The 16,279-nt window shown below is 44.0% G+C and carries 18 protein-coding genes; 14 read left to right on the top strand and 4 right to left on the bottom strand.

Translation table 11 applies throughout. The features are described from left to right. Positions 1-4 precede the first annotated feature (4 nt). From H9L11_RS06220 to H9L11_RS06195, 6 genes are all read left to right on the top strand, one after another. Positions 5-1,228 (top strand): EAL and HDOD domain-containing protein, encoded by a 1,224-nt coding sequence (locus tag H9L11_RS06220; protein ID WP_005378731.1) that lies wholly within the window; start codon positions 5-7, stop codon positions 1,226-1,228. A gap of 154 nt (positions 1,229-1,382) precedes the next feature. Further along, complete coding sequence (locus H9L11_RS06215; RefSeq protein WP_005378730.1) at positions 1,383-1,718, top strand: metalloregulator ArsR/SmtB family transcription factor; 336 nt, start codon at positions 1,383-1,385, stop codon at positions 1,716-1,718. 42 nt (positions 1,719-1,760) lie between these two features. Further along, positions 1,761-2,762, top strand: coding sequence for an ArsJ-associated glyceraldehyde-3-phosphate dehydrogenase (locus H9L11_RS06210; RefSeq protein ID WP_005383630.1), 1,002 nt, complete (start codon positions 1,761-1,763; stop codon positions 2,760-2,762). 13 nt (positions 2,763-2,775) lie between these two features. Further along, positions 2,776-3,270, top strand: coding sequence for a cyclin-dependent kinase inhibitor 3 family protein (locus tag H9L11_RS06205; protein WP_047103991.1), 495 nt, complete (start codon positions 2,776-2,778; stop codon positions 3,268-3,270). Positions 3,271-3,524: 254 nt separating this feature from the next. Further along, the gene (arsJ, locus tag H9L11_RS06200) at positions 3,525-4,742 is read left to right on the top strand and encodes an organoarsenical effux MFS transporter ArsJ (RefSeq protein WP_017636081.1); all 1,218 of its coding nucleotides are present in this window, start codon (positions 3,525-3,527) and stop codon (positions 4,740-4,742) included. 283 nt (positions 4,743-5,025) lie between these two features. Continuing rightward, the gene (locus tag H9L11_RS06195; RefSeq protein WP_017636080.1) at positions 5,026-6,039 is read left to right on the top strand and encodes an acyltransferase family protein; all 1,014 of its coding nucleotides are present in this window, start codon (positions 5,026-5,028) and stop codon (positions 6,037-6,039) included. On the opposite strand, the gene H9L11_RS06190 is transcribed toward H9L11_RS06195, so the two are convergent. Beyond that, on the bottom strand, positions 6,036-6,365 hold the full coding sequence (locus tag H9L11_RS06190; RefSeq protein ID WP_005389668.1) for a DUF2500 domain-containing protein: 330 nt from the start codon (positions 6,363-6,365) through the stop codon (positions 6,036-6,038). The genes H9L11_RS06195 and H9L11_RS06190 overlap by 4 nt on opposite strands. A gap of 328 nt (positions 6,366-6,693) precedes the next feature. On the opposite strand from H9L11_RS06190, the gene H9L11_RS06185 reads away from it, so the two are divergent. Beyond that, positions 6,694-7,062 (top strand): hypothetical protein, encoded by a 369-nt coding sequence (locus H9L11_RS06185; protein ID WP_005378717.1) that lies wholly within the window; start codon positions 6,694-6,696, stop codon positions 7,060-7,062. Between the two features lie 40 nt (positions 7,063-7,102). Here H9L11_RS06185 and H9L11_RS06180 read toward each other — a convergent pair. Next, positions 7,103-8,307 (bottom strand): IS3 family transposase gene (locus H9L11_RS06180; protein WP_104975737.1). Its coding sequence is split into 2 segments (ribosomal slippage): positions 7,103-7,956 and positions 7,956-8,307, totalling 1,206 coding nucleotides; the frame shifts between segments, so codons are not numbered across the junction. Between the two features lie 1,130 nt (positions 8,308-9,437). On the opposite strand from H9L11_RS06180, the gene H9L11_RS06175 reads away from it, so the two are divergent. The 3 genes from H9L11_RS06175 (at position 9,438) to H9L11_RS06165 (ending at position 11,040) form a co-directional block, all read left to right on the top strand. Further along, positions 9,438-10,058 (top strand): lysoplasmalogenase, encoded by a 621-nt coding sequence (locus tag H9L11_RS06175; RefSeq protein ID WP_005389670.1) that lies wholly within the window; start codon positions 9,438-9,440, stop codon positions 10,056-10,058. A gap of 69 nt (positions 10,059-10,127) precedes the next feature. Then, the gene (locus H9L11_RS06170; protein ID WP_005378711.1) at positions 10,128-10,349 is read left to right on the top strand and encodes a YecH family metal-binding protein; all 222 of its coding nucleotides are present in this window, start codon (positions 10,128-10,130) and stop codon (positions 10,347-10,349) included. Between the two features lie 106 nt (positions 10,350-10,455). Next, the gene (locus tag H9L11_RS06165) at positions 10,456-11,040 is read left to right on the top strand and encodes a YhgN family NAAT transporter (protein ID WP_005389671.1); all 585 of its coding nucleotides are present in this window, start codon (positions 10,456-10,458) and stop codon (positions 11,038-11,040) included. 57 nt (positions 11,041-11,097) lie between these two features. Here the strand turns inward: H9L11_RS06165 and H9L11_RS06160 are convergent, their stop codons facing one another. Together H9L11_RS06160 and rsmD are read right to left on the bottom strand one after the other, a co-directional pair. Continuing rightward, positions 11,098-11,364, bottom strand: coding sequence for a DUF1145 domain-containing protein (locus tag H9L11_RS06160; RefSeq protein WP_005378704.1), 267 nt, complete (start codon positions 11,362-11,364; stop codon positions 11,098-11,100). Between the two features lie 25 nt (positions 11,365-11,389). Then, a complete protein-coding gene (gene rsmD, locus H9L11_RS06155) occupies positions 11,390-11,989 on the bottom strand; it encodes a 16S rRNA (guanine(966)-N(2))-methyltransferase RsmD (protein WP_005378702.1) in 600 nt (199 codons plus the stop codon). Positions 11,990-12,219: 230 nt separating this feature from the next. Between rsmD and ftsY the strand changes: the two genes are divergently transcribed. From ftsY to rpoH, 4 genes are all read left to right on the top strand, one after another. Then, entirely contained in the window at positions 12,220-13,428 is a 1,209-nt protein-coding gene (gene ftsY, locus H9L11_RS06150; protein ID WP_053350808.1) for a signal recognition particle-docking protein FtsY, read from the top strand. Positions 13,429-13,450: 22 nt separating this feature from the next. Further along, positions 13,451-14,125 (top strand): cell division ATP-binding protein FtsE, encoded by a 675-nt coding sequence (ftsE, locus tag H9L11_RS06145; RefSeq protein ID WP_005393800.1) that lies wholly within the window; start codon positions 13,451-13,453, stop codon positions 14,123-14,125. Continuing rightward, positions 14,115-15,083 carry a permease-like cell division protein FtsX gene (gene ftsX / locus H9L11_RS06140; protein WP_005378695.1) on the top strand — a complete coding sequence of 323 codons (969 nt, stop codon included), beginning with the start codon at positions 14,115-14,117 and terminating at the stop codon, positions 15,081-15,083. The genes ftsE and ftsX overlap by 11 nt, the downstream gene beginning before the upstream one ends. A gap of 176 nt (positions 15,084-15,259) precedes the next feature. Further along, on the top strand, positions 15,260-16,117 hold the full coding sequence (rpoH, locus tag H9L11_RS06135) for an RNA polymerase sigma factor RpoH (RefSeq protein WP_005378693.1): 858 nt from the start codon (positions 15,260-15,262) through the stop codon (positions 16,115-16,117). Positions 16,118-16,279: the final 162 nt, after the last annotated feature.

The following is a 16,279-nucleotide window of genomic DNA, read 5'->3' as shown; positions in this document are numbered from 1 at the left end:
TAGCATGAATACAACGTATGTCGCTCGCCAGCCGATCTTTAACCGAAAAAGACAGACGCTGGGTTATGAATTGTTGTTTCGAGACGGGGAGAGTAACGCATACCCTTCACATATTGATTCAAATCGAGCGACATACCGACTGATCGTCGAAAACTTCCTATCATTGGGTACTAACCCAGTGATTGCCTCTTCAAGATGCTTTATTAACTTTCCTCATCAAAGCTTGGTGCGACGTTTGCCGCGCAGTTTGCCGAAAAACAAAATTGTCATCGAAGTGTTGGAAACGTGCCAACCTACGGATGAGCTTCTTGATGCGATTCGTGAGTTTTATCGAGAAGGTTACTTGATCGCTTTGGATGACTTCACCCTAACACCAGAATGGCGTCGTTTTTTGCCATATGTGCATATTGTGAAGCTCGACATTATGGCGATGGGGCTTGAAAAGGCCTGTGAACTGGTCAAAACACACCTTGCCAAACGCGTCAAATACCACTTTTTAGCAGAACGTGTTGAAACCGCAGAAGAGTTTGAGCAAGCGAAAGCGGCTGGCTTTAAATTTTTCCAAGGTTATTTTTTTAGCAAGCCACTCGTCTCGCAGACTAAATACGTCAGTCCTGAGCAAGTGTTGGCATTGCAACTGTTTCGTGAAGTTTGTGCTCCTGAGCCTGACTTTACTCGTATCGAGTCCATCATTACGCAAGATGTCGCGCTTTCGTATAAATTATTGCGTTTTGTAAATACGCAAGCGCCGAATTTGGCTGTCGAAATCAGCTCTTTTCGTCAGGCATTGATTTATCTTGGCCAGGATAACCTTAAGCAGTTTGTCTCTTTGGTTGTGGCATCGTATATCTCCAGTAACAAGCCTCGAGAGCTGTATCACCTTTCATTGCAACGAGCTCAATTTTGCCAATTGATGTCGCGCTATCAGCCATTCTCTCACCTCAACGAGCAAGGTTTCATGGTTGGTTTGCTGTCGATTCTAGATGCGCTGCTGGATCTTTCGGTGGAATCTTTAGTTAGGCAGTTACCGCTTAGTCATTCAGTACAACAAGCGCTATTACATCGCAAAGGGGTTTATGGTGCACTTATTTCCCTCGAAGAGTGCTACGAGCGTGCCGATTGGTCAGGGGTTGAAAAAATCACGATGCAATTGGGGTTGCCTTTAGAGGAAGTGAAGCTCTCCTTAGGTGAAGCGGCTCGCTGGAGTCAAAGCATCGCGACTGCATAATTTCTTGTCTTATCTTTTATCTCTTTGAATCTCTCTCTTTACAATCAAGCTGTTCGTTAGATGTGAAACTTTTATGACGATGGACGGTTTCCTCTTGACGATATATCTTAATTAAATAAACATATACGCATATCCATATATAGGTATGTTCATTATGCTTCCACATCAGTTTTTTAAGCTGTTATCCGATGAAACACGCGTACGTTGTTTAATGCTCGTGGCCCGTGAAGGTGAAACTTGCGTTGGCGATTTGGCGTTTGCTCTACAAGAGAGCCAGCCGAAAGTTTCTCGTCATCTTGCTCAGTTACGATCCAGTGGCATCTTGGTGGATAAACGCCAAGGGCAATGGGTGTATTACGAGTTATCACAGCAATTACCAGGTTGGATGCGAAAGTTAATTGAAGACTTAGTGGCATCAAACTGTTTGAAGCAGGAATACCAAGACGACATCACTCGCTTACACGATAAAAGTCGTGAGGCTTGCTGTTAACAGCGAATAGAGATTCAAGGTAGAAGATTAGAGGGTAAAACTATGACAATTAAAGTAGGAATTAATGGCTTTGGCCGAATTGGTCGCTTAGCGCTGCGAGCGGCATTTGATTGGCCAGAATTGGAGTTTGTGTTAATCAACGATGTCGCAGGTGACGCAGCTACGCTTGGTCACTTATTAGAATTCGATTCAGTGCAAGGTCGTTGGCATCATGGAGTTCAGGTCGAAGGCAGTGAGCTCGTCATCAACGGCAAGCGTGTCGCCACGACTCAACAACGCGATATCGATGCGGTGAACTGGTCTGATTGTGATGTTGTGATTGAAGCGACAGGCGTACATCGCAAAACATCATTCCTAAACAAATACCTAGAGCAAGGCGTGAAACGTGTCGTGGTAAGCGCACCTGTGAAAGAAGAAGGTATCGCGAACATTGTGGTGGGCGTGAACGACCATATTTTCGACCCTGAAAAACATCGTATCGTGACAGCAGCTTCGTGTACGACTAACTGTATCGCACCTGTGGTTAAAGTCATTCATGAGAAATTGGGTATCGAACAATCTTCTTTTACGACCATTCACGACCTGACGAATACGCAAACTATTTTAGATGCGCCACACAAAGATCTACGCCGTGCAAGAGCATGCGGCATGAGCCTTATCCCGACCACGACGGGTAGCGCGAAGGCGATTGTCGAAATTTTCCCAGAATTAAAAGACAAAATTAATGGTCATGCGGTTCGCGTACCTCTAGCAAACGCATCGTTAACAGACATCATTTTTGATGTGAAGCGTGATACCACAGCAGAAGAAGTGAATGCACTGTTAAAAGAAGCATCTGAAGGTGATTTGAAAGGCATCCTTGGCTTCGAAGAGCGTCCTTTAGTTTCTATCGATTATAAAGGCGACCAACGTTCAACCATCGTTGATGCGCAATCAACCATGGTTGTGGGTTCTCGTATGGTTAAGATTTACGCTTGGTACGATAACGAAATGGGTTATGCAACGCGCACAGCAGAGCTGGTTCGTAACGTTGGTTTGGCTTAAAAAGGGGGTCACAATGTCTCATCCTACATGGCAATTAGATTTGGACTCCGGTGCTTTAATCTTAACACCGTGCCCAGGAACGAAAGGTGTCGATTTGCATGCGTCGTTAGAACAGTTGAAAGAGCAGGGTGTTCAAGCGGTCGTTACTGCATTAGATGATAGTGAATTAGCTGCGAAGAATGTCTCTGCATTGGGTGAAGCCACTCAGCAACTGGGTATGAAATGGTTCCAGATCGAGATTGAAGACGACTGCGCACCAGATGAAGAATTTGCGACGAAGTGGCAACAAGCCAGTCCGGAGCTGCACGCGATTCTTGCTCAAGGTGGCAAAGTTGCGATGCATTGCATGGGTGGTTCGGGGCGCACAGGTTTGTTCGCTGCTCACCTACTCCTAGAAAAGGAATGGCAGTTAGAAGATATCGTGCGAGAAGTGCAGGCATTGCGCCCTGGTGCATTTACAAAACCTGTGCAAGTTGAGTACATCGAACGCGTGGCTCAAGACACTTGATCAGCTTAAATAGCTTTTGGTTCATTATGATCCAAAAGCTAAATTCGAGCTTCTTCAGGATACGACTGTTTACAAAAAATGCCATTAACATTAACTAATCAATTGTTTTTAAAATGTATTTTGCTTTTTATTGATGTTGGGGCATTTTTTGAAAATCACAGTAACATTGTATTGGTCAATGTTGCTGTACAGGTTAGGAAGCATTTAGAACATGATGATCTAAATGCTTCTATCGCTGTACATATGAGGTCAATATGATTTCTCAATTAAGCAAAAGTATTCGTCAGTACATGTTAGTGACGTTTAACTATTGGAACTTTACGGTGACCGATGGCGCACTGCGTATGCTAGTGGTGCTCTATTTTCATGACTTAGGTTATTCCACGTTAGCTATTGCCTCACTGTTCCTTTTCTATGAATTTTTTGGTGTGGTGACAAACCTGGTTGGTGGTTGGCTGGGCGCAAGGTTAGGCCTTAATAAAACCATGAACATTGGTTTAGCGATGCAAGTGTTTGCGTTGTTGATGCTCGCAGTACCAAATGCATGGCTGACCATTCCTTGGGTGATGGCAGCGCAAGCTCTGTCGGGGATTGCCAAAGATCTGAACAAAATGAGTGCTAAGAGCGCGATTAAAACGCTAGTACCAGACGAGCAGCAAGGGGCGCTCTACAAATGGGTAGCGATTTTAACTGGCTCGAAGAATGCACTCAAAGGAGCGGGCTTTTTTGTTGGTGGCTTGCTGCTATCTTGGGTGGGTTTTCAAAACTCGATGTTTATTATGGCGGGTGTACTTACATTAGTGTTTGTTTGCAGCATGATCTGGCTAGAAGCGGACATGGGTAAAGCTAAGAGTAAACCTAAGTTTCGCCAAATATTCTCCAAGTCTGAATCGATAAACATTTTATCCGCAGCACGCATGTTCTTGTTTGGTGCTCGTGATGTGTGGTTTGTCGTTGCTCTGCCTATTTATCTTGGTAGCGTGTTTGGCTGGGATCACTTGTGGGTTGGTAGCTTTCTCGCTACGTGGGTCATTGCTTATGGGTTTGTGCAAGGCTTTGCGCCGCGTATTACTGGCAAAGCGCAAGGTCGTGTGCCTGATGGTAGTGCAGCATTGGTGTGGGCAGGAGTCCTAGCGTTAATTACGGCTGGTATTGCTTATGGTGTGCAAATCGGTTGGCAGCCTGAATTGGTGATTGTGGTAGGTTTGATGATTTTTGGCGCTGTGTTTGCCATTAACTCTTCGCTGCACTCGTACTTGATAGTGAGCTACGCTAAAGGCGATGGCGTCTCGTTGGATGTTGGTTTTTACTACATGGCCAATGCGATGGGACGCTTGATTGGCACGGTATTATCGGGTTGGATCTACCAAGAGGCTGGTCTTGCAGCGTGCTTATGGGTTTCTTTTGCTTTCTTGGCACTGACGACGCTGATTTCAATTAAGTTGCCAAAAGCTGATGTTGCTACTGCGTAACTATCCCCAGTATCGCTATCTGTAGATGGTATAAATGGCTCCAAATCGGAGCCATTTTTGTTTCTTATGCGCCGTTTGCTGTAATCAGATTGTGTCGGTTTGGCATCGAGAGTGAATACTGATGCTTGGTGTTTGGTTCTCGTTAAGTGATTAGAGTGGTGATGAAATCCCCGTTGTAGGTCATTGTTGAGTTAAAAATAAGCAAAAACAGATTGTTAACCATTTCACTGGTTGAGATTTACCCTATGCTATAAACGATAAGCGACTCAAAGTAGGGAAAGGTATGAGAGAAAGGGTTCTGTTTTTTGATTTATTGCGCTGCTTCGCAGCGGTAGCAGTGATCGCCATTCACGTCTTGGCACCGTATCGAAATGAGTTAGGAGTGATTCCATTTGACCAATGGCTGACAGCGGTAGGCGTGAATAGCGTAACCCGCTGGGCAGTGCCAGTTTTTATTTTGATCACCGGAGCGCTAATGCTCAGTGACACTCGACCATTTGACGGTAAGTATTATATCAAAAGGCGTTTGGGCAAAGTTTTAGTTCCATTTCTTATTTGGTCGATGTTTTATGCATACCTTTCAGGTTGGACTTCTCAAGGCTTTGATTTTGAAACCGTAAAAGAGGTATTAAGCAATAGCCCATTCCACGCAACGTATTACCATCTCGGCTTTTTCTATTACTTTATACCACTGTATTTTGTGATTCCGCTGTTTCAATGGATGGTACGCAACGTGGATGACAACGTCTTGTATACCTATCTCGCATTTTGGCTTTTCACCAGCACACTGTTCTTGTTCAAGATTGATGGCCCTTGGAGTAATCAGATGTGGCTTTATATGGGTTACCTTCCACTGGGGTATGTTTTATTTCAAAAGGTACCTTTGAATCGCTCTATGGTGACCTTATTTGTTGGGCTAGGACTCGTGGCGTTGGCAGTGACCTTTACGATGGTTGTGACAAATAGCTTAGAGGCGGAGAAGTATACGGTTGGGCGCTGGCTCTCTTATAAAACACTGAATGTGATTCTAGCGGCTTCGATGATTTTTATGATCGGGCGTTACTTTGGTGAAGGCTTATCACCAAAAGTACAAAAAGTGGTCAGTGTGATCAGTCAGCACAGCTTGGGGATTTACTTACTTCACCCTATTTTCTTATGGCCGATGAAAGAGTTCGGTTGGTACACAGGACATCCTGCGTGGGTGATTCCAGTCTGGATCGTTCTAAGTGGAGCTGGAGCCTTGGCGATGAGCTATCTCTTTTCTCGTTCTGCCAAGACTCGTTGGTTACTGCCTTAACGTTTGATAGCGAAGTGAAGGAACTTGTTGCCGCGATAGGTCAGTGTTCCCTTATCTCCAGGGTTGAGTGCATGGTAGTAATGCACTCCAATTTGGAATTCACGCTTTGGACCGATAGAACCACGTTGAACGTAAATCCAATACTCTTGATCGTCTTGACCTGGTGGTGCGTTTGGTATGTCTATCGCTTGTTTATCTAAAACCGTTACCTGCGCGCTTTGCTCTGGAGCGTCTTCGCCCACATAGTGCTTACTATAAAAACGGAAAAACACCCACGCGCCCAAGGCAATAAGGGCGAATAGGGCGACAATAAGTGAGATTGGCATATTAACCTCCAATGTTGTATCGGGTCCCATTCTACAGAACTCGCTGACGAAACGATGAGTTGAGGTAACTTATTCATAATCTAATGAAAGGGACATGAATTTTATTCGGCGCACTTCACGGTTTATCTCAATGGGGACGCGATGAAATCGTTGCTTCATCTGCAAGCTACGTCACTAAAGCTGAACTAAGCAGCTTTCACTTGTCTGGCTATATGCGCTCAAGGGCACAAATTGAAAGTAAAATTGCACTTAACGGCTCGAAAAAGCTCTAAATTTATAGAAGAATAAAAATAATGAACATAGGAAGGGTCTGGTAAGGAGGGTTACGATGTCAGATATTGAAAAAGTAGTCATGCGTACCCGAACGATCGAAAAACTTTTGCGTACTCAGTACCATGCAGAAGGGAAAGGGTTGCACCAACTTATTAATAGTTGTGAAGAACGTTTACCGCATGACGTGATAGCAAAGCTTCGATTCATCGCAACCGTGCGTAACAAAGTGGTGCACGAAGACGATTACAAGCTGGATGATCGTAAAGGCTTTATGGCGGCATGTGATGCTTGTGAAAAAGAGCTGACACCAAGAAGCTCTCGCTTTATTTGGCGTACAGCAATTTTGCTAATGACGTTGATTACGTTGGCCGCTCTTGGTTTCTACTATATGCACTGGGATATTTTGTCTAAGCACATTCAGTAGAGCTATATGACCCGTCCTGATATGGGTTGACACTTTTTAACTAAAACGCTCGATGTACTTCATCGGGCGTTTTGTATTTTAAAGCCGTATGAGGCCTCATTTGATTATAGATATCTACGGACTCTGCTACCATCGTCCTTGCTTCTTTCAGATCTTTCGGTTTCTTCAGCAAGAGCTCCATTTTGAGTATCCCATTTACACGCTCAGCTAAAGCATTCTGATAACAGTCATACCCGTCTGTCATTGAGCAAGTCACTCTATGTTTCTTATGGATATCTTGATATTCCTTCGAACAGTATTGTGAGCCTCTATCTGAGTGGTGTATTAGCTTTTCTTCACTCTGCCGTTGCCTGAGAGCTGAGATAAATGCCCGCTTAACTGATTGAGTTTTCATGTTGTCATCCACATAAAAACCAACAATCTTCCTTGAATAAGCGTCTGTAACCAAGCTGAGATAACTCTCTCCATTTTGAGTTGGCAAGTAAGTAATATCAGCAACCCACAGTTGTTCTGGCTTCGTTGGTGTCAGCCCATCTTTCACTTTGTTTGGGTGACAGAAAAATCGATGACGGCTGTCAGTCGTTCGGTGATAGGCTCGTCTTGCTCTCACTAACAGCCGATGCTTTCTGAGAAGTTCAAAGAGCTTATCGCGACCTATTTGAATGCCCTTTGTTGCTGCTAAGAACTTCAGTTTACGCGTGCCAATGCGTGGCTGCTTCAGCCTGACTTCACGGACAAAGCCAATGACAGCATGCTCATGATGTTCACAACGAGATTGAGTTTGGCATTGCTTATAATAAGCTTGGCGAGAGATTTGTACTAACTGACAAAACTTCGTAACGCTCAAACCTACTATGGTTTTCTCTTGGACAACGCTTCTTTGTGCTTTTTTGTCACTCTAACACCATAGTCACGTTCCATAACGTTCACGACAGCTTCAAAGAAGTCGGCTTTGAGTTGAGCATCTTCGAGCTGCTTCTCAAGCTCTTTAATACGTTGCTCTGGTGTAGGAGGTAAATTGAACTCGGCCATAGAGTCTCCTTTGGACATAAAGTTAGGTGTCCCTTTAGACCAATCTAGTCGACCATGCTTACGAAGCCAAACCAAAACCGTAGAGCAACCTTGGATGCCATACTTCTCTTGGGCTTGTTTGTAAGTGAGGCTTCCTTTTTCAACCTCATCAACTACAGTGAGTTTAAAAGCGAGGGAGTAATCGCGCTGAGTTCTTTTAGTTGTTGATTTCATAACACTCTCCAATTTTGGGGGTAGAAAGTGTCAACCTTATTTAGGACGGCACAATACAGATAAATAAAAAAGGACGCATTTGCGTCCTTTTTTATTTTAAATCATTTGGTTAGTACATCATTGGCAGTGTCATTAAACCCACAACCACTGCAATCATAACCAGCCCTTGTTTTTGAGAAGATGAAATCATAACACTACCCCTTAATCTTTGATGAACTCGATGAATTTAATATAGCACTGTTTTTGGGGTTTGATCAACATATGCTCGTTAATCTTTTCAAAAACCACACTTAACTTGTCTGGTTTTACGTGATTCTGACTAATGAAACTATGTTTTTTGTGCTGTATTTAAAGTGTTCACATTGTTTTATTTCTATCCTTTTTTGTTTTAAGTGTATGATTTTATAATGTTAAATGGTTTGTGATGTTGGCTTTGTAATTGTTTTTTGTTTCGAATGGTATGTTGGGTGTTTATTTTGTCTGTATTTCTCAAAAATTGAGAAAATTAAAAAATGTGCTATGAGGTTGCATCGTCAAATCGAAAGCATGGAGTGAGATTTTCTTACCTTATGAGAAAATATGGGCTTCAAAAGTGTTTAGTGATTTTATGGTTTATGAAGTCCGCACTTTTATCTGTTATTGAAATTATGGTTTTATTTATCATTGACTTACTTTTCTTGTCTGATGTTTTTTTTACTGAATTAAGGTCGGTTTTCTTAGTTTTTACCTCTAGTCATCAGTAGTTTTTCCTCTCTTAGGGCGCTACTAAGACTATTTTCTATTTTGTGTCTGTTATTTATTCTTGTTGCCTGCATTACATACATCCTGGTGGTTTAATCGTCAGTTTGTGAAGTGGCGGCTTACCTGGAGCACTTATCTGTTTTTCAGTTAAATAGTTTTAGAAAGCGTTGGTTATTGTGTCGTGTGATTTGATGGGTTCGGCTGATGAGCAAAGCTTGGCCCCAATGTTTAGTGGCATCATTCAGGCTCATCGGCTTTATTATTACGTAGGCTGAGGGTTACAAAATGTTTCGAATCGCTAGCGAGATCCAACTTTCGTAGATTGCGTCTTTACATCAAAACTGGTCTACCTAGACTAGCGGCGAGTTTAAGTAAAAGGTGTATACTGCATGTGGAGTTGGCTGGCGATAGGGCTATCAGGTGTGTATTCCGTGTTGGGAGCAAAGCAAGCTAACCCGACACAATCCCTCGTGTTTAAAATCTTTACTCTGCTACTTCTTCTTGTGTTGGTGTTAACTCAAGGTGCATCCGCAACATATACCTACTGGATTGCGGGTGGGCTTATTGTGTCTATGGTGGCAGATACGCTGCACTCGTTTAAAACTCGTAAGCTAATCTATTTTACGGCTTATCTGGTTGCCCAGGTATGCTACAGCAAGTCATTTTGGGTGCAGCTTAATGGTGAGATTGTCTGGTGGCTGTTGGCCCTGCTGCTTGCAGCGAGTATCGTAGCGTTCTTTTTGTTGCTACCTCAACTCGACTCTCTGGTATTCCCCGTTGTGATCATGGGGATGATGCTGGTTCAACTTGCTTGGGCTGCCGGTGAAGTTTGGTTACAAGTGCCGAGTTACGCCAATGCTATCGGCTTTAGCGGAACCTTAGTTCTGATCTATTCGGCGCTGGCATACGCGATACACGGTTATCGAAAACCGATGAAACACGCCTATTTGTGGGTGAGTGGCAGTTACTTTTTTGCTCATGCCCTCATTGTTGCCTCAATCATTTACTAATTTAAGTCAAAGCAGCTCTTGAGGATTTCAGTAAACTGAACGCATTGTTCTTAATAACTGGAGTCAATAATGAGTGAAATCCATGCTCACGAGCTGCTAAACCTACTTAGAGAAACGCCAATGGATCGCGAAGCCCTCACACAGCACTTTGGCGCTAGCGTTCGCTTTCACACCTGTAAACTGAATGATCTAGACTTAGATGCATTACTAGCATTTTTGCTCAAGCGCGACAAAATTCGTGAGCTTGAAGGTAAGTTTGTGGTCAATATGGCGCGAGTTTGCAATCACTAAACGGCGGCTAAGATCGAGGGTGAATATGGTGTTTTCGCCCTCAGTCATATACTCATGTTGTCAGTTTGCTATACACTGGCCGCCATTTTTTAGGTGAGGCCAGAATATGGACATTCTTTCTGCAGCGACCATGCTGTTTCTAATCATGGACCCTCTCGGTAACTTGCCGATTGTGTTGTCTATTCTCAAACATATCGATCCCAAGCGTCGTCGTAAGGTATTGATTCGTGAACTACTGTTTGCCTTACTGATCTTGATGCTATTTCTGTTTGCAGGACAAAGCATCTTAAGTTTTTTGCATGTCCAGCCAGAAACGCTCAGCATTTCTGGTGGCATTATTCTCTTCATTATTGCGATTAAGATGATTTTCCCGAGTGCTGGCAGCATCACTGGACTGGCAGCAGGCGAGGAGCCCTTTATTGTTCCGATGGCCATTCCTATGATCGCAGGCCCTTCAGTGATTGCAGCCTTGCTTTTACTGTCTTCGCAACATCCAGAGAAAATGTTGGAAATGTCAGCATCAGTCGTAATTGCGTGGGGCGCAACATTTTTTATACTGATGTTTTATGGCTTCTTTAATCGCTTGTTGGGTGAACGTGGCTTGAAGGCGGTAGAACGCTTAATGGGCTTGTTACTGGTGATGATCTCCACTCAAATGTTCTTGGATGGTGTAAAAAGTTACATTGGGTGACGAACGAAACGCAGAAAAAAAGCCGCTCACAAGAGCGGCTTTTTCGTATCTGAGCGATTACATCATGTGTTTACGACGAATATCGAGTAGGGCAAAAATACCAAAAATCAGGATTGAATATTTTTCCCAACTGCTCATTTTTATTTTGTCGCCAAATGCACCAATGAAGATGGCCATTTGTAAACCGTGCATGATGAACAAAAAAGCGGTCATGATGTATAGCGCAATCGCGGCATTGCCGGGAAAGGGCATAAAAATATTTAGGATTAATACTAACCAAACAAAGGCGATAGCCGCTTTGGCCAGCATAATTAGTGCTTTCATTTAAGTATCCTTTTAAATCGAGGCGTTATGCGGAGGTACGTTCGTACAGACGATAGCTCACTTGGCCTGCTGTTTTTTCTCGATGTAATTGCCAGTTTTCTGGTAAGTCGGCAATATTGAGTTCTTTTTCTGTTTCAATATAAATCATCGCATCTTCCGCGAGCCAGCCATTTTGTTCTAGCAGAGCCACGGTCTCATCCAATAGACCTTTGCGAAACGGTGGGTCAATAAACACCACATGGTGAGCAGAACCCGGTTGCTTCAAAAAACTCAGTGCGTCGGTATTTACCACTTGGATGTTGTTCGCGTTAAGAGAGGCAACATTCTTTTGTAACTGTTGGAAAGCTTGTGGGTTTAGCTCAACCATGGTCACTTGCTCTGCTTGGCGCGAAGCTGACTCAAATCCCAAGCCGCCAGAGCCAGCAAACAAGTCGAGACATTTTGCCTGTGGTACATCTTGAGCTAACCAGTTAAACAGCGTTTCTTTGACGCGATCGGTCGTGGGGCGTAAGCCTTCAGCATCGTGTACAGGAAGTTTTCTGCCTCTCCATAAGCCACTAATAATGCGAACAAAGCCCGTTGTTGGCTTTTTTTGTGATGAGTTTTGCTGGCGACGTCTTACCATAGATTTTTTGACCGCTAATAAAGTGATACTATATCTAATCGCCCAAGCAATGAGCTTGGAGCTTGGATACAGCCCAGAATATTCAAGATGACAGAGTGTAACACTAATAAGATTAGAATTACCTAATCGGAAAGTTTTCAGAACTTTGTCATTAGCCTTTTTTAGACAGATAATAATCTTGTCAAAAAAGAGTCATTAATAGATAAAAGAACAATCTAGGATAGCCCCAGATGACGGAAAAAAAGAAGCGCGGATTACTTTCGTGGCTAGGTTTTGGTGACGAAGAACAAAGCCCAAAACCAAAAACTGAAGAAACAGTAAAAGAAGAAGCAGTGGAAGCGCCTTCTGAAGAGCAGCAAACCGAAGCGGTTGCTGAGCAAGCGGAAGCAACGCCAGAACTTGAAGAAGAAGCGAAACAATCAGAGGCTGCCCCAGCAGAAGCAGAAGCAGAAGCAGAAGCAGAAGAGCCAGAAGTCGTATCGGCCGCGCCTCGTGTTCAAGAACAAGAAAAGCCAACAGAAAGCTTTTTTGCTCGTCTTAAACGCAGCCTAAGCCGAACAAAAGCAAATATTGGTGCTGGCTTCTTCGGTCTGTTCAGCGGTAAGAAAATCGATGAGGACTTATTTGAAGAGCTAGAAGAGCAACTGCTTATTGCTGATGTGGGCATGAATACCACAACAAAAATTATCAACAACCTGACAGAAAAAGCCACACGTGGCGATCTGAAAGACGGCGAAGCCCTTTATGGTTTGTTGAAAGAAGAAATGGCTGAGATTCTTTCTAAAGTCGAACAGCCACTAGAAATCGATAGCAACAAAACGCCTTACGTCATCTTGATGGTGGGTGTAAATGGCGTGGGTAAAACCACGACCATCGGTAAGCTAGCGAAGCAGTTCCAAACTCAAGGCAAAAAAGTGATGCTTGCAGCGGGCGATACTTTCCGTGCCGCAGCGGTTGAGCAGTTACAAGTGTGGGGTGAACGTAATAATGTTCCTGTGATTGCTCAACATACTGGCGCAGACAGTGCCTCTGTTATCTATGATGCGATTGAAGCGGCAAAAGCACGTGGTGTGGATGTGGTGATTGCTGATACAGCAGGTCGTCTACAGAACAAAGCGAACCTAATGGAAGAGCTGCGTAAGATTGTACGTGTGATGAAGAAAATTGATGACTCTGCACCACATGAGATCATGCTAACGCTTGATGCAGGTACAGGACAAAATGCCATTAGCCAAGCGAAACTTTTCAGTGATGTTGCCCCTCTAACCGGGATTACTTTGACTAAGCTGGATGGTACAGCCAAGGGCGGCGTAATTTTCGCTATCGCTGATCAGTTCGGTATTCCAATTCGTTACATTGGTGTGGGTGAAGGTATCGAAGACTTGCGTCCATTTGAAACTCAAGAGTTTATTGACGCACTGTTTAGTCGTGAAGAATAAAAAGAGTTAGAGGAAATCAACGGTGATCAAATTTCAGCAAGTAAGCAAAGCTTACCGAGGTGGTCGACAAGCACTGCAAAAAGTCGATTTTCACCTGAGGCGCGGTGAAATGGCGTTTTTAGGCGGACATTCCGGGGCTGGTAAAAGTACCTTGCTGAAATTGATCTGCGCGATAGAGCGACCAACCGATGGCAAAATCCATTTTAATGGTCACGACATCACGCGTATTCCAAGCAAAGACATCCCTTTTTTGCGCCGCAATATTGGGATTGTTTTTCAAGATCATCGCCTATTGATGGATCGCAGTGTGTACGACAATGTCGCTCTGCCAATGCGTATCGAATCGATTTCTGAAAACGAAATCAAACGCCGTGTTTCTGCGGCGTTAGATAAAACGGGCTTACTCGATAAAGCTCGTTGTCTACCTAGTCAACTTTCTGGTGGTGAGCAACAGCGCGTCGGTATTGCCCGTGCTGTGGTTAATCGACCAACGTTGCTGGTGGCTGATGAGCCTACGGGTAACCTTGACCCAGAATTATCCAACCGTGTGTTGCGTCTATTCGAAGAATTTAACCGTGCGGGCGTGACTATCCTACTTGCCACGCACGATGTGGGGTTAGTAAACACTCGCCCACAGTATCGTCATTTTGAATTGAACCAAGGCTTCCTAAGTGAGGTAGAAGACTATGGCAGGTAACAAGCACTCCCAAAAGAAGGGGAAAGGCCGTAGTGCCAAGCGTGCGAATACCGATGGTTTTTTCTCTGTCCACGCAAAACAAGCTAAATCCTCTTTTAGCGCCTTATGGCAACGACCACTAGGCAACATTCTGACCCTAGCGGTCATCTCCATGGCACTTGCCATGCCAGCTTGTTTGTATCTATTGGGGAAAAACGTTGCGGGGGCAGCGGAAGATGTCGCTTCTCCTTCACAAGTTAGTGCTTACTTAGTTGAAGGCATGCCGGATGCGCGAGTGATGGTTCTCAAAGATCAAATTGAAACTTGGCCTTTGGTAAAAGAGGTAGAATATATTTCACCGCAACAAGGTCTATCTGATTTAAGCCAATATGCAGGGTTCGACCAAGCTATCAGTCTTTTAAGTGGCTATGCGCTACCTGGTGTGTTGGTGATTACGCCAGATTCGGAGCTAAAAAGTGATATTCAGTCATTAGCCAAAGACGTTCGAGAGCAACAAGATGTGACCGACGTGAGACTTGACGAAGACTGGCTGGCGCGTCTTGATGCCATCAAAACTCTCGCGAGTATTATTGTCATTACCCTGACAGTACTGATGCTCGGTGCGGTATTTTTAATCGTTGGCAATACATTGCGATTTAATGTGCTGGCGAATAAAGAAGAGATTCAAACCATGAAACTGATCGGTGCGACGGACAGTTTTATTCTGCGCCCTTACTTGTACACAGGCATGTGGTTTGGCGTGTTAGGTGCCACTATTGCGTGGTTGGTAACGGCTTTAGTGACCATTGTCATGAATAGTGCGGTGGAAGACCTTGCTGCGTTGTACGATAGCCAGTTCCGCCTGATTGGTCTAAGTTGGGATGAATCTTTGTTATTAATCATCATTGGGAGTCTTTTGGGATGTATTGCGGCGCGTTTTTCTGCGCAACGACATTTAAAAGAAATTGAACCAGTTTAAGTGATGGCGGTCTTATTACTTGGATTTCATTAGCACTAGCTAATTTTGAACCCTTGCTTAGACCAAATGTTTATGGATAATTGCTTCCCCTTCTTGAAACTTGTTCATTTTGAGTTCAAGATATCGAAGCTAAATTGCAATGTAATGCTCCAGATCAGAGATTGATGAGGAATTGAATGACAAAAGAAGCGTATCCGATGGCTCTAGTCACGCAAGATAGCCTTGATAGCTATATTCGCTCAGTAAACAGCTACCCAATGCTGACTGCAGACGAAGAGCGTGAGCTGGCAGAACGATTACACTATAAAGGTGAGATTGAGGCTGCAAAAGGTCTAATTCTTTCGCACCTACGATTCGTTGTTCACGTTGCTCGTGGTTACTCTGGCTACGGTTTGCCGATGGCGGATCTTGTGCAAGAGGGTAACATCGGTCTAATGAAAGCCGTTAAGCGTTTTAACCCAGAAGTAGGGGTTCGCTTGGTTTCTTTTGCTGTCCACTGGATCAAAGCAGAGATCCACGAATACGTGCTACGTAACTGGCGTATCGTGAAAATTGCGACCACTAAAGCGCAACGTAAATTGTTCTTCAACCTGCGTAAGTCGAAAAAGCGCTTGGGTTGGTTTAACAACGGTGAAGTGGAAACCGTTGCGCGCGAGTTAGGTGTTGAGCCTTCTGAAGTTCGCGAGATGGAATCACGCTTAGCGGCGGTGGATTCAACCTTTGATATGCCAACTGATGAAGACGACAGTTCAAACGCTTACACAGCGCCGATGCTATACCTAGAAGACAAATCGTCTGATGTGGCCGACAACATTGAAGCCGCCAACTGGGAAATGCATACCAACAATCGCTTGGGTCATGCATTAGCGAGTTTGGATGAGCGTAGTCAGCGCATCGTGCGTTCTCGTTGGTTAGATGATGAGAAAGCAACATTGCAAGACTTAGCTGATGAGTTCGGTGTTTCTGCCGAGCGTATTCGCCAGCTAGAAAAAAATGCAATGAAGAAACTAAAATTGGCTGTGGGTGAATTTTAATTTCCACTGCTAATTGAAAGTAAGATTTTCATAGAAAGCCGAGATCATGTGATCTCGGCTTTTTTATTGTCGATCGAAAATCGATAGCGTTTGCGATCCGGATTTTATGTGCTACCTGTGTATAACTCTGTGAAGTAATTATTTATCAACTGTTCGAAACCC

The organism is Vibrio sp. sp1, from assembly GCF_016920955.1.
Classification (GTDB): domain Bacteria; phylum Pseudomonadota; class Gammaproteobacteria; order Enterobacterales; family Vibrionaceae; genus Vibrio; species Vibrio alginolyticus.
This window is presented reverse-complemented; position numbering and strand designations above follow the sequence as displayed.

What these genes read in the sequence shown, in the direction of transcription:
- H9L11_RS06220 (WP_005378731.1), top strand. Translation starts at nt 5, where the DNA reads ATGAATACAACGTATGTCGCTCGCCAGCCGATCTTTAACCGAAAAAGA.
- H9L11_RS06215 (WP_005378730.1), top strand. Translation starts at nt 1,383, where the DNA reads ATGCTTCCACATCAGTTTTTTAAGCTGTTATCCGATGAAACACGCGTA.
- H9L11_RS06210 (WP_005383630.1), top strand. Translation starts at nt 1,761, where the DNA reads ATGACAATTAAAGTAGGAATTAATGGCTTTGGCCGAATTGGTCGCTTA.
- H9L11_RS06205 (WP_047103991.1), top strand. Translation starts at nt 2,776, where the DNA reads ATGTCTCATCCTACATGGCAATTAGATTTGGACTCCGGTGCTTTAATC.
- arsJ (WP_017636081.1), top strand. Translation starts at nt 3,525, where the DNA reads ATGATTTCTCAATTAAGCAAAAGTATTCGTCAGTACATGTTAGTGACG.
- H9L11_RS06195 (WP_017636080.1), top strand. Translation starts at nt 5,026, where the DNA reads ATGAGAGAAAGGGTTCTGTTTTTTGATTTATTGCGCTGCTTCGCAGCG.
- H9L11_RS06190 (WP_005389668.1), bottom strand. Translation starts at nt 6,365, where the DNA reads ATGCCAATCTCACTTATTGTCGCCCTATTCGCCCTTATTGCCTTGGGC.
- H9L11_RS06185 (WP_005378717.1), top strand. Translation starts at nt 6,694, where the DNA reads ATGTCAGATATTGAAAAAGTAGTCATGCGTACCCGAACGATCGAAAAA.
- H9L11_RS06175 (WP_005389670.1), top strand. Translation starts at nt 9,438, where the DNA reads ATGTGGAGTTGGCTGGCGATAGGGCTATCAGGTGTGTATTCCGTGTTG.
- H9L11_RS06170 (WP_005378711.1), top strand. Translation starts at nt 10,128, where the DNA reads ATGAGTGAAATCCATGCTCACGAGCTGCTAAACCTACTTAGAGAAACG.
- H9L11_RS06165 (WP_005389671.1), top strand. Translation starts at nt 10,456, where the DNA reads ATGGACATTCTTTCTGCAGCGACCATGCTGTTTCTAATCATGGACCCT.
- H9L11_RS06160 (WP_005378704.1), bottom strand. Translation starts at nt 11,364, where the DNA reads ATGAAAGCACTAATTATGCTGGCCAAAGCGGCTATCGCCTTTGTTTGG.
- rsmD (WP_005378702.1), bottom strand. Translation starts at nt 11,989, where the DNA reads ATGGTAAGACGTCGCCAGCAAAACTCATCACAAAAAAAGCCAACAACG.
- ftsY (WP_053350808.1), top strand. Translation starts at nt 12,220, where the DNA reads ATGACGGAAAAAAAGAAGCGCGGATTACTTTCGTGGCTAGGTTTTGGT.
- ftsX (WP_005378695.1), top strand. Translation starts at nt 14,115, where the DNA reads ATGGCAGGTAACAAGCACTCCCAAAAGAAGGGGAAAGGCCGTAGTGCC.
- rpoH (WP_005378693.1), top strand. Translation starts at nt 15,260, where the DNA reads ATGACAAAAGAAGCGTATCCGATGGCTCTAGTCACGCAAGATAGCCTT.